The organism is Clostridium sp. HBUAS56010 (genome assembly GCF_007115105.1).
Lineage (GTDB): Bacteria > Bacillota > Clostridia > Lachnospirales > Lachnospiraceae > Lacrimispora.
The window spans coordinates 275,270-287,702 of record NZ_SULJ01000001.1; the positions used below are offsets into that span (position 1 = coordinate 275,270).

Sequence of the window (12,433 nt, forward strand, 5' to 3'; positions counted from 1 at the left end):
ACTGTACTATCTGGCATTATTGATTAAGAGAAGATGGCTAATACGATGGCACCGATTGAAAAGACTGCTTTTTTATACAAACTATAATAAGAAAAACCCCAGTGTTTACAAGAAAATCTTGTATTCACCAGGGTTTACAAATAGTGCCGGCAGTGGGACTTGAACCCACACGATGTTGCCATCAACGGATTTTGAGTCCGCCTCGTCTGCCATTCCGACATGCCGGCTTTGTCTGCAACGTTCATAATTCTAACACAGGATTTTCCATTTGGCAAGTATTTTTTGAGATTATTAAATTGAAAATAGGCAGAATATATTGTATGATAGAAAAAGGAATTCTTAAGGAGGTGTCTGAACGATGACTTGCAAAGAAGCAGAAAGTCTTGTCATGCCATACATCAGAAATGAACTTACAGATGAAGAACTGACAGAATTTTTGGCACATATGGAATCCTGTCCAGGATGCCGGGATGAACTGGAAACTTATTTTACCGTGGAAGTGGGAATCAGACAATTAGACTCCGAAACTGGGAATTATAACATTAAAGGTGCATTAGAAGCAGCAATTGAACAGTCCAGGCAGAGAATACAGGCAATCAGGCTGATTAAGGTGATTCGGTATGCGGTGACTACTTTGAGCATTATGGCATTGATTGTAACCATTCTTTTGCAGTGCAGAATATGGATGCAGCAGGGCTTACTATGATAGGAGAACAGATGAGCAGAAAACGAATCGTATTAATAGATGGAGACAGTATGTTGAGGGAAGCCTTTTATGGTCTTCCGGTCAATGCTGCAGATGGGGTTTGCAGTCTTATAAAGGAGATTCTGGATCAGAAAGGTGCGGATTATCTGGCTATTGCTTTTTCTGCTGAATCAGAAGAATGTGAAAATGGAGTGACAGTTCTTAAAGAACTGAAAGAGCAGCAAAAACTTCTGAAAGAACAAAGTGGTCCCTTTGGGGCATCACTTCTTTTAAAAGATGATGCACGTGCATGCGATCTATTGTCCACCCTGGCTGCAAAGCGCAAAGAAGAGGAAGATATCGTGATTCTGTCAGCAGACAAAAAACTCTTGCAGACAGTGGAAGATCATGTAACAGTCCGAATGGCAGACATGGGAGAAGAAGGACTTATTTTAAAAGATTACACCCTGGATGCGGTGCAAGAAAAATATGGTCTGGAACCGGAACAATTAAAAGGAATGTTCGCTCTCTGCACGGCAGAGGGGATTGGTAAGAGAAGTGCAGCACGTCTCATAAAAGAATTTGGAAATGTTTCTAATCTTTATGATCAGATAGAATCTGTGGATTCTGTTAGGGTAAAAGAAATACTGAAACAATGTGAAAGTGAAGTAAAGCAGGAAGAAAAAACCTATTCTCTTTCCAGAGATTGTGATATTGAACTGGATTATTCCCAATCGGTTTTAGAAACAGAGATCAGAAACATCATGGACATGGAGTTTGTGCCATCGGATTTTCCAGAGGAAGAACAGGTGACATCAGAATTTCCTGGTGATAAAGTGGTTACGGACTTAACTCAGGCGGAGGAATTGTTTTCCAGAAGTCTGGATGCAGATAGAATTGGATTACAGCTTGTAATTGAAGACAAAGCCATATCAGCCCTGTCTCTATGTTTTGGAGAAACAGAGTGCTACTGTGTGGTTCCAGAAGGATTTATGACAGGGGAATATCTTGCTGGAAAAGCAGAGGAACTCTGCAACAAATCAGGACATGTTACGGTGCTGGATTTAAAAAGCCAGCTTCCTTTTTTACATCTTGATGAGGAAAGTCAGGTGTTTGATGCAGGAGTTGCAGCATATCTTCTCAGCCCGTTAAATGATTCTTACAGTTATCAGGAACTTGCCATGGACTATATGGGAAAAGCTCTTCCTTCAAAGACTGATTTAATTGGTAAAAGCACTATACGCCGTGGATTGGAGGAAAACAGGGATCAAGCCGCTGCCTGTGTTTGTTCCATGTCTTATGTGGCATATGAATGCGGACAACGTCTTCGTCAGGCTTTAAAAGAGACAGACATGGAAACATTGTATTATGAAATCGAACTTCCCTTGATTTACAGCCTGTTTTCCATGGAATCCGTAGGAATTAAGGTGGAACGTGGCCAGTTAAAAGAATACGGAGACCGGTTAAAGGTAAAAATTGCGGAACTGGAACAGAAAATCCACGAAGAAACAGGAGAAACTTTTAATATTAATTCTCCAAAGCAGTTAGGGGAAGTTCTATTTGAGCATATGAAGATTCCAGGTGGAAAAAAGACAAAGACCGGTTACTCTACGGCTGCTGATGTGCTGGAAAAACTGGCCTCGGATTATCCGGTTGTCAGTCTCATACTGGATTATCGGCAATTGACAAAATTAAATTCCACTTATGCGGATGGTCTGGCAGCTTATATCGGGCCGGACGAGCGGATTCACGGAACCTTTAATCAGACAATTACGGCTACAGGAAGAATCAGCAGTACAGAACCGAATCTGCAGAATATTCCTGTAAAAGTAGAGCTTGGAAGAGAGATTCGAAAGGTATTTGTGCCAAAGGAAGGTTGTGTTTTTGTGGATGCAGACTATTCCCAGATTGAACTGAGGGTCCTGGCGCATATGTCAGGGGATCAGCGCTTGATTGGAGCGTACCGACAGGCAGAAGATATTCATGCAATCACAGCTTCTGAGGTATTCCACGTTCCTCTTGATCAGGTAACCTCCCTGCAGAGAAGAAATGCCAAGGCAGTAAACTTTGGAATCGTATATGGAATCAGTTCTTTTGGTTTAAGCGAGGGACTCAGCATTACAAGAAAGGAAGCATCGGAATACATTGAGAAGTATTTTGAAACTTATCCAGGCGTTAAATCCTTCTTAGACGGACTGGTCAAAGATGCCAAGGAACACGGTTATGCTGTCAGCATGTTTGGCAGACGACGTCCCGTTCCAGAATTAAAATCATCGAATTTTATGCAACGGTCTTTTGGAGAACGGGCAGCGATGAATTCTCCTATACAGGGAACAGCGGCAGATATCATGAAGATTGCCATGATACGGGTAGACAGGGCTTTGAAAAAACAGGGACTGAAATCCCGGATTGTCCTTCAGGTGCATGATGAGCTTTTAATAGAGACTTATATCGATGAACTGGATCAGGTAAAAAAACTTTTAACAGAAGAGATGAAACATGCGGCAGATTTGGATGTATCCCTTGAAGTGGAAGCAAATGTAGGAAAGTCCTGGTTTGACGCAAAATAAGGAACCGGTGGAATGAATGAGAGTAATTGGATTAACAGGAGGAATTGGGGCAGGAAAAAGCCTGGTTCTTTCTATATTAAAAACAGAATATGCAGCAGAAGTAATCAAAGCGGATGAAGTTGCCCATGACTTGATGAAGCCAGGCAGGGGAGGCTATGAAGCGGTGGTAAAGGTCTTGGGGAACAGCATCTTAAAAAAAGATGGAACCATTGACCGTCAGATTCTGTCTGAATGTATCTTTCGGGATGAGCGGATACGCAAAATTGTAGACGACCGGATTCATCCTCTTGTGTGGAAATTCATAAAGGACAAAATTTCTTCTTCCCAATCAGACCTTATTGTGGTAGAATTTGCAATTATGGGTGAAAGGGAGGATCTGGATTATGACGAAATGTGGTATGTCCATGCTTCTGAGCAGACACGGGTCCACCGTCTTTTAGAAAACAGGGGTTATAAAATAGAACATTCCAAACGCATTATAGCTGGCCAGGCAACCGAAGCAGAATATCTGGCACGTTGTGACAGGGTTATTAAAAATGATGGTTCCATGGAAGAAGTGAGGAATCAACTTGCGGAAATATTGAAAAACAGGGGACAGAAGGAATTATGAGACTGGTAAGTATTGCAAGCGGAAGTAGTGGTAATTGCATTTATGTGGGGTCTGATACCACCCATATCCTGGTAGATGCAGGAATCAGCAATAAGCGGATTGAACAGGGATTAAATGATATCGGTATAAAGGGAAATGAACTGGCTGGAATCGTTATTACCCATGAACATTCCGATCATACCAAGGGATTAGGGGTTTTAGCCAGAAAGCATGGCGTTCCCATCTACGGAACAAAAGAGACCTTAGATGAGATATCCAAACAGAAAAATCTTGGAGAATATCCCCAGGAACTTTTTTGCCCCATTAAGCCTGATGTGGATTTTTCCGTAGGAGACTTGGATGTTAAGCCTTTTTCCATTGACCATGACGCAGCCAATCCGGTTGCTTACCGGGTACAGCATGGTGATAAGGCAGTGGCTGTTGCTACGGATATGGGACATTATGACCAGTACATTATTGAGCACCTGCAAGGGCTGGATGCCCTTCTTTTAGAGGCGAATCATGATGTAAACATGCTGCAGGCAGGTCCCTATCCTTACTATTTAAAACGCCGTATTCTTGGAGATCATGGTCACCTTTCCAACGAAAATGCAGGCAGATTGTTATGCTGCGTACTTCATGAGAATTTAAAGCGGATTTTATTAGGGCATTTAAGCAAGGAAAATAATTATGAACAACTTGCTTATGAAACAGTAAAGCTTGAAATTACAGAAGGAGATACCCCATTTCAGGCTTCTGATTTTTCCATTGCAGTTGCAAAAAGAGATCAGATGTCTGAGATTATCACTATATAACAAAGAGGAGAGCATTATGAATAAGACAATTATTACAGTAGTTGGAAAAGACACCGTTGGGATTATTGCAAAAATCTGTACATACCTGGCTGATAACCGGGTGAATATTCTGGACATTTCACAGACAATTGTTCAGGGATTCTTTAATATGATGATGATTGTGGACATGGATGATTCTGTAAAACAGTTTGGAGAGTTATCAGATGAATTAGCACAGCTTGGTGACGAGATCGGCGTAAAAGTAAAATGCCAGAGAGAAGAAATTTTCACAAAGATGCACCGGATCTGATGATGACAAAATGCTTTTAGAAAAGGATGGATTCCCGATATGTTAAATATGTTTGAAGTAAATGAAACCAATAAAATGATTGAACAGGAACTGCTGGACGTGCGGACCATTACTATGGGAATCAGTCTTCTTGACTGCTGCGACAGCGATTTGGATGCTGTCAATGAAAAAATCTATAACAAGATTACCACAACCGCCAAGAACCTTGTTTCCGTGGGAAAAGAAATTGAAAAAGATTTTGCTATTCCCATTGTAAATAAGAGAATCTCTGTGACTCCAATTGCCATGGTAGGTGGTTCTGCCTGCAAGAAGCCGCAAGATTTTGTCACAATCGCCAAAACACTGGACCGGGCAGCAAAAGAGGTAGGGGTAAACTTTATCGGCGGTTATTCTGCTCTCGTAAGCAAAGGCATGACAACAGCAGATGAGAATCTGATCCGTTCCATACCAAAAGCACTTGCATGTACGGACCGGGTATGCAGTTCCGTTAACCTTGGTTCCACCAGAACAGGTATTAACATGGATGCGGTTGCTCTTATGGGCAGGATTGTGCTGGAGACAGCCGAAGAGACAAAAGATAATGATTCCCTTGGCTGTGCAAAACTGGTTGTCTTCTGCAATGCTCCAGATGATAATCCATTTATGGCAGGTGCATTCCACGGTGTGACAGAAGCAGATGCCATCATTAACGTAGGTGTCAGCGGTCCTGGTGTGGTAAAGACTGCCATTGAATCTGCCAGAGGAAAAGACTTTGAAGTTCTCTGTGAGACAATTAAAAAGACTGCATTTAAGATCACCCGTGTGGGACAGTTAGTGGCTCAGGAGGCTTCTAAGCGGTTGGATATTCCATTTGGAATTATAGATCTGTCTCTTGCTCCTACTCCGGCAGTTGGTGACAGTGTAGCTGAAATTTTAGAAGAGATCGGTCTGGAGCGGGTCGGTGCCCCAGGAACCACAGCAGCACTTGCACTTTTAAATGATCAGGTCAAAAAAGGCGGCGTTATGGCCTCCTCCTATGTAGGCGGATTAAGCGGTGCATTTATTCCGGTCAGTGAAGATCAGGGAATGATTGATGCAGTTTCTTTAGGTGCTCTTACATTGGAAAAGCTGGAAGCCATGACCTGTGTTTGTTCTGTAGGTCTTGATATGATTGCGATTCCAGGGGACACTCCGGCTACTACCATTTCCGGAATTATTGCTGATGAATCAGCCATTGGTATGATTAATCAGAAGACAACTGCTGTCCGCATCATTCCTGTTATTGGGAAAAGTGTTGGAGAGACTGTAGAATTTGGCGGACTTTTGGGATATGCTCCGGTTATGCCTGTTAACAAATTTTCCTGTGAGAAGTTTGTTAACAGAGGCGGAAGAATTCCGGCTCCAATTCACAGCTTTAAAAACTAACTCATCTATCGAGGGGAATTGTATGACTATCTATCTGATCCGTCATGGACGGCAGTCAAGCAAGCTTTGCAACGTAAATGCAGGTTTGGCAGAAGAAGGTTTTCTCCAGGCAGGAATGCTTGGAGAAAGACTTTTAAATAAACACATTGATGCAGTTTATTCCAGCGATTTAATCCGGGCAGTACAGACTGCCAAGGAGGCAAACCGTTACTGGAAAGTTCCTCACATGATCAGACCGGAATTACGGGAGATATCCTTTGGGGACATGGAGGGAATGACGGATCAGGATATTGCGGTGACCTTTCGTGAATTTAAGAAAGAGCAGGCAAGGATGGAACGGGACCTGCCCTATCCCGGCGGGGAATGTGCAGCTGATGTAATAAAAAGGGCAATGCCTGTTTTGAAAGACATTGTGAAGTGCGGACACCAGAATGTGGCGGTTGTCACTCATGGCGGAGTGATCCGTGCTGTGGTAGCTGCACTTCTTCATATGGATCCGAAAGATTATCGTATTCTTGGAAACTCTCTGGAGAACTGCTCTATTACAGAACTGCATTTCATGGAAGCCTCAGAAACTTTCCTGGTGGAACGGTTTAACGATTATGCCCATTTAGAAGCTTATCCGAAGCTTTTGCGGGCAGGCTGGGTAGAAGCAGAGAATTAAATGGAAAGGAATTGCTTGATTGAATGGAACAGACAGAACGAAAACAACTGGTTGAGATAGGAGAGTCTTATCTGAACGAGAATCTGATTCGGATTGTAGTCAGCAATCCTACAGGGAAGCAGGAGATTATAAAGGTGAAGATACGCCCCCTTCTTTTAAAAGGTAATCTGGTTTTCCAGGCGGAAGAACAGTGGGGGAATCAGGCGTTTCATAAGAATTTATCGGCTGTTGAATGTACTTCTTATCTTGCAGATTTATTAGACGGAAAACTCCGTCAGATGGAGCTGGAATCAGCAAACGGGCAGGTAAGGGTTCTGGTCAGTAAAAAAGGGACTCTGAGTGTAAAAGAGAAGCGGACTCCGTCAAAGATGGAAGCGGCTCCATTGGTTTTAGAACATAACAGACAGAAAAGCTATATTTTAAAAGAAGGAAAAGCGGTTCCGTTTCTCATTGATCTTGGGGTTATGACAGAAGAGGGAAAGATTGTAAAATCCCGGTATGATAAATTCCGGCAGATTAACAGGTTTCTTGAATACATCGAAGATATTCTTCCGAGGCTTTCGAAAGACCGGGAAAATGTGATCATTGATTTTGGCTGCGGCAAGTCATATCTGACTTTTGCCATGTACTATTATCTTCATGAGCTAAAAGGATATTCTATCCGGATTATTGGACTTGATTTAAAACAGACAGTCATTGATGGCTGCAACCGCCTGAGAGAAAAATATGGTTATGAAAAACTTGATTTTTACCATGGGGACATTGCCTCCTATGAAGGAGTCGATCATGTTGATATGGTAGTAACCCTTCATGCCTGCGATACAGCTACTGATTATGCACTTTTTAAGGCGGTCCGCTGGGGCGCTTCTGTGATTTTATCTGTTCCCTGCTGTCAGCATGAATTGAATAAACAGATGAAGAATCCATTGATGGCACCGCTATTCCAGTATGGTCTTATCAAAGAACGCGTGGCTGCATTGTATACAGATGCTTTGAGAGCAGAACTTCTGGAACAGAATGGATACAGGACTCAGATTCTGGAGTTTATTGATATGGAACATACACCGAAGAATATTCTGATCCGGGCAGTGAAACAAGGCCAAAACAAGGAGAATCAGAAGGAAATCAAAGCAATCATGGAAGCACTTCAAAGCAATCTGACTTTGTATGACCTGCTTTCCAATCAGGAAGGAGAAGAAAGAGATGCCTTTTATTAATTCAAAAGTAAATGTACCCTTGTCGGAAGAAGAGAAAAAAGAATTAAAGACAAAACTGGGACAGGCAATCAGTCTGGTACCTGGCAAATCAGAAAACTGGCTCATGCTTAATTTTGAAGAGAACTGTTCTCTCTATTTTAAAGGGAAGAATAATACCAAGATGGCTTTCATTGAAGTGAAAATTTTTGGCCGTGCTTCAGAACGGGATTATGATCGTCTGACCATAGAGATCAGCAGAATTTACCGGGAAGTCCTTGGAATCTCACAGGATAAGCTTTATATTAAATATGAAGAAGTAGAACACTGGGGTTGGAACGGCACAAATTTTTAACCTATAAAAACAATCCGCCGTTATAGGATGACTACGGATTGCGTATATTCATTTTTGGTGCTTATGCCATACTTGTTCTGCAGTACAGACTGGTAAATGTGGGAGCAGTAAAAGTCCTGCAGGAGCATGGAAGCACCGGTATTTGTAAGTGCGGATTCTGCGTGTGCAGTTTTTGTAATCAGAGGGATGCTCCCTCTTTTTTTTATTTGTGAAAGAATGTCGGCGGAAGCACGCTTAAACCCTAAAACTCTTGCATAGGGAGCATATCCCGCTTCTTTTGCTAATGTAACCTGGTTTGAAGTCATGCCTAAAATAAGGTGGAGCATTCCCCTGCTGATTCTGGTATAAGTATACTGTCTGGTCTTTAAACCGGCTATTTTCTCATCAAATGGAAGAAAGTCCGGAAGCTGTCTGGCGATTCTGGAAGCCAGTTCCTGTGAAATGTCCGCATAGGATTCAAAGGGAATTCCAGCCTTGGAAAGGGTCAAAAGAGCCGTATTTAAAAGAAGGCTGAAATCGTCACTGAATATGGGATATCCGTTCTCGACAAGATGCTTTACAGAGTCAGGAATGTGCTGCAGAACCGAATCTTTTTCAGTTCCTTTGTTTTGGTGCTCCTTAAGCGATGTCCGGATTCCGGTTGCAGAACTGAATTGATGATTAACCAGAACCGGATCGTGATAAGAACTTCCTTCTCGTGTAATTGTAAGGGGGGAAAGATTGCTGCCCTGTTTTTTTATGGCTTTACAATATTCGATTCCTAGTATATTATTGGGGGAAGACAAGATGGAAGCTTCTTCCTGGTCAAGAATGTTGCAGGAAACAAGAGCCTCTTTTCTGGCTTTTGGAAAGCTTGCTCCTTTTTTTAGTTCCTGCCGAAGAGCCTGGACGTATTCCGGAGGTTCTTCTTCCAGTATGGAAGCGATCCTGTTTAACTTCATTACGTCACCGCATTCACTTCCAAAGCACAGAGTGTCTGCAATTCCCAGTTTGTCAAGCAAAGCCACTCCGCAGGCTGCAAAATCTTCTGCGCTGCTGGTAGCAAAAAGGGAAGGCATCTCAATAACCAGGTCTGCACCGCAGGAGAGAGCCATGGCGGTCCGTGTGTATTTGTCATATACGGCTGGGGCGCCTCTTTGCACAAAATCCCCGCTCATGACCACGATGCAGTACTCAGCGTGAGCCAGTTCTTTGGCTTTTTTTATATGATAGGCATGTCCATTGTGAAATGGATTATACTCTGCAATAATACCCACTGCAGAGAAAGGTTTGATGTTTGTCATAAATTAGTCCTTTTTTGCTGTTTTATACTCTATTATGCTATTGTTTCGTAAAAAATGCAAATTATTTCAACTCTGCACTTGAAAATTTTGAGGAATCCTCATAGAATAGAGTGAGGGTCATTAAAAATCTTTGAGGAAAAGAACAGGAGATTAGGGAATCATGAATTTTATTGTTGAAACATCAGCTCGTCATGTACATTTATCTCAAGAACATCTTGAGATTTTATTTGGAAAGGGTTATGAACTGACAAAGAAAAAAGAATTGTCTCAGCCTGGTCAGTTTGCATGTGAAGAAAGAGTCACCGTTGTTGGTTCCAAAAGTGAATTTAAGGGAGTGTCTATCTTAGGACCGGTCAGAAAGTCAACTCAGGTAGAACTTTCTCTGACAGATGCCCGTTCCGTAGGGATTGCTGCACCCGTAAGAGAGTCTGGCGATGTTGCAGGTAGCGGTGCCTGCAAAATTGTAGGTCCTGCAGGTGAGATTGAGATTACAGAAGGTGTGATCGCAGCAAAACGTCATATCCATGCAACTCCTGCAGATGCTGAGAAGCTTGGCGTTAAAAACGGTGAGATTGTATCTGTTAAGATTGATACAAACGGCAGAAGTCTTGTTTTTGGAGATGTAGTAGTTCGTGTAAGCGACTCCTACGCTCTTGCTATGCACATTGATACTGATGAATCTAACGCAGCAGGATGCGGGAGAGAACAGTACGGCGAAATTGTTAAATAGTCGAAGGAGAAACTAGTTCATATGAAAATATTAGTTATTAACTGTGGAAGTTCTTCATTAAAATATCAGTTGATTGATATGGAGAATGAAGGAGTATTAGCAAAAGGTTTATGCGAAAGAATCGGTATCCCGGGCTCAAAGCTGACACATAAGGCTGAGGGAAAAGGCGAGAAGGTAGTGGAGAAGGATATGCCCAACCACACCATTGCGATTGAACTTGTTATGGAAGCTCTGGTTGAGCCGGAATACGGAGTAATCAAAGATACCAGCGAGATTTCTGCAGTAGGACACCGTGTTCTTCATGCCGGAACCATTTACAGCGATTCTATCGTAGTAACAGAAGATGTTAAGAAAGTAGTTCGTGAATGCTTTGATTTAGGACCTCTTCATAACCCGGCAAACTTAATGGGAATCGAAGCTTGTGAAGCTGCAATGCCTGGCGTTCCAAATGTAGCTGTATTTGATACTGCTTTTGGTATGGGTATGCCAGAGAAAGCGGCTTTGTATGCAATTCCTAATGAGTATTATGAGAAATACAGCATCCGTCGTTATGGGTTCCATGGTACAAGCCATAGCTTTGTATCCAAAGAGACCATTAAGTTCTGTGGATTAGATGAGAAGAATGCAAAAGTAATTGTATGCCATTTAGGTAATGGAGCCAGCATCTCTGCTTCCATCGGAGGCAAATGCGTGGACACCAGCATGGGTCTTACTCCATTAGAGGGACTTATCATGGGAACCAGAAGTGGTGATATTGATCCTGCTGTGATCCAATTTATCTGTGATAAAGAAGGTAAAACGGTTAACGAAGTGATGGATATCCTGAATAAGAAATCTGGTATTCTGGGTATGTCCGGCGGAATTTCAAGCGATTTCCGTGATGTTCAGAAGGCACAGGCAGAAGGAAACCATCTTGCAGATAATGCAATCAGCGCTTACGTTTACCGTGTTGCAAAATACATTGGTGCGTACACCGCAGCTATGAATGGTGTGGATGCCATCGCATTTACGGCAGGTGTTGGTGAGAACGATATGCCGATCAGAGCAGAAGTTTGTGAATACTTAGGCTATCTTGGAGTTGCTATTGATGCGGAAGCAAACGGCAAAAGAGGGGATAACAACATGATTTCCGCTCCGGAATCCAAGGTTAAGGTCTGCGTCATTCCTACAAACGAAGAGCTTGCAATTGCAAGGGAGACAAAAGCTCTGGTATAATCCAGGCTATGATGGTGCATCCTAGTTATGCAGCATCAAATATGGAAATATTTTGTTGACAAATAGTGCGCGTCTATGTATAATAACATAGGTGCGTATTAGGAGACTAATATGCTTATTAATTTAACCGAGTTGTTTACCCTTGATGGGAAAGAGAAAACCTATACACCCGATATTGATATGAAGATTTACCATGGGCCATACGGTGATTATGAAGTAGCGGCTGCGAAACCGGTTGTTTTACGGATTATGAATCTGGGCGGCAAGAAACTGGAAGTTGAAGGGAAAGCCTGTCTTACTCTTGCAATTCCATGTGCCCGTTGCCTGGAACCAGTGCCAGTTGAGTTGGAGTTCGATATTGTTCGTGCCATTGATTTGAATGAATCAGAGGAAGAACGTGTAGTGGATCTTGAAGAGCAACCATATGTTAATGGTTATAATCTGGATGTAGACCAGTTGGTTTGTGATGAACTCATACTGAACCTGCCTATGAAGGTTCTCTGCAGTGAAGACTGTAAGGGGATTTGTAATAGATGTGGAACAAATCTCAATCATGAGACTTGTGACTGCGATATTAGGCCTACAGACCCTAGAATGGCAGTTATCCAGGATATTTTTAAACAGTTTAAGGAGGTGTAACC

At 42.4% G+C, this 12,433-nt stretch carries 13 protein-coding genes and 1 tRNA gene; 12 read left to right on the plus strand and 2 right to left on the minus strand.

The window, feature by feature from the left end:
* Positions 1-144: 144 nt before the first annotated feature.
* A tRNA-Leu gene (locus tag FAY33_RS01305) sits at positions 145-227 on the minus strand.
* 131 nt (positions 228-358) lie between these two features.
* Here FAY33_RS01305 and FAY33_RS01310 point away from each other — a divergent pair.
* From FAY33_RS01310 to FAY33_RS01350, 9 genes are read left to right on the plus strand one after another with little or no spacing between them, the layout of a single operon-like run.
* Positions 359-706, plus strand: a complete 348-nt coding sequence (locus FAY33_RS01310; protein WP_143318954.1) for a zf-HC2 domain-containing protein — start codon at positions 359-361, stop codon at positions 704-706.
* Positions 707-717: 11 nt separating this feature from the next.
* Positions 718-3,255 (plus strand): DNA polymerase I, encoded by a 2,538-nt coding sequence (polA, locus tag FAY33_RS01315; protein WP_143318955.1) that lies wholly within the window; start codon positions 718-720, stop codon positions 3,253-3,255.
* 16 nt (positions 3,256-3,271) lie between these two features.
* Positions 3,272-3,865 (plus strand): dephospho-CoA kinase, encoded by a 594-nt coding sequence (coaE, locus tag FAY33_RS01320; protein WP_143318956.1) that lies wholly within the window; start codon positions 3,272-3,274, stop codon positions 3,863-3,865.
* On the plus strand, positions 3,862-4,659 hold the full coding sequence (locus FAY33_RS01325) for an MBL fold metallo-hydrolase (RefSeq protein ID WP_143318957.1): 798 nt from the start codon (positions 3,862-3,864) through the stop codon (positions 4,657-4,659). Before coaE ends, FAY33_RS01325 begins: the two co-directional genes overlap by 4 nt.
* Before the next feature lie 16 nt (positions 4,660-4,675).
* Entirely contained in the window at positions 4,676-4,948 is a 273-nt protein-coding gene (locus tag FAY33_RS01330) for an ACT domain-containing protein (RefSeq protein WP_143318958.1), read from the plus strand.
* A gap of 39 nt (positions 4,949-4,987) precedes the next feature.
* Entirely contained in the window at positions 4,988-6,352 is a 1,365-nt protein-coding gene (locus FAY33_RS01335) for a PFL family protein (RefSeq protein ID WP_143318959.1), read from the plus strand.
* A 22-nt stretch (positions 6,353-6,374) separates the two neighbouring features.
* Positions 6,375-7,016 (plus strand): histidine phosphatase family protein, encoded by a 642-nt coding sequence (locus FAY33_RS01340; protein ID WP_143318960.1) that lies wholly within the window; start codon positions 6,375-6,377, stop codon positions 7,014-7,016.
* Between the two features lie 23 nt (positions 7,017-7,039).
* Complete coding sequence (locus FAY33_RS01345; protein ID WP_143318961.1) at positions 7,040-8,233, plus strand: SAM-dependent methyltransferase; 1,194 nt, start codon at positions 7,040-7,042, stop codon at positions 8,231-8,233.
* Positions 8,220-8,564, plus strand: a complete 345-nt coding sequence (locus tag FAY33_RS01350) for a phenylpyruvate tautomerase MIF-related protein (protein ID WP_143318962.1) — start codon at positions 8,220-8,222, stop codon at positions 8,562-8,564. Before FAY33_RS01345 ends, FAY33_RS01350 begins: the two co-directional genes overlap by 14 nt.
* Before the next feature lie 20 nt (positions 8,565-8,584).
* Here the strand turns inward: FAY33_RS01350 and FAY33_RS01355 are convergent, their stop codons facing one another.
* Entirely contained in the window at positions 8,585-9,847 is a 1,263-nt protein-coding gene (locus FAY33_RS01355; RefSeq protein WP_143318963.1) for a nucleotidyltransferase, read from the minus strand.
* Between the two features lie 160 nt (positions 9,848-10,007).
* Between FAY33_RS01355 and FAY33_RS01360 the strand changes: the two genes are divergently transcribed.
* From FAY33_RS01360 to FAY33_RS01370, 3 genes are all read left to right on the plus strand, one after another.
* Positions 10,008-10,577 (plus strand): phosphate propanoyltransferase, encoded by a 570-nt coding sequence (locus FAY33_RS01360; RefSeq protein WP_143318964.1) that lies wholly within the window; start codon positions 10,008-10,010, stop codon positions 10,575-10,577.
* A 21-nt stretch (positions 10,578-10,598) separates the two neighbouring features.
* Positions 10,599-11,792 (plus strand): acetate kinase, encoded by a 1,194-nt coding sequence (locus FAY33_RS01365; protein WP_143318965.1) that lies wholly within the window; start codon positions 10,599-10,601, stop codon positions 11,790-11,792.
* 111 nt (positions 11,793-11,903) lie between these two features.
* Positions 11,904-12,431: a DUF177 domain-containing protein gene (locus FAY33_RS01370; protein ID WP_143318966.1), complete on the plus strand. Its 528-nt coding sequence runs from the start codon at positions 11,904-11,906 to the stop codon at positions 12,429-12,431.
* Positions 12,432-12,433 lie beyond the last annotated feature (2 nt).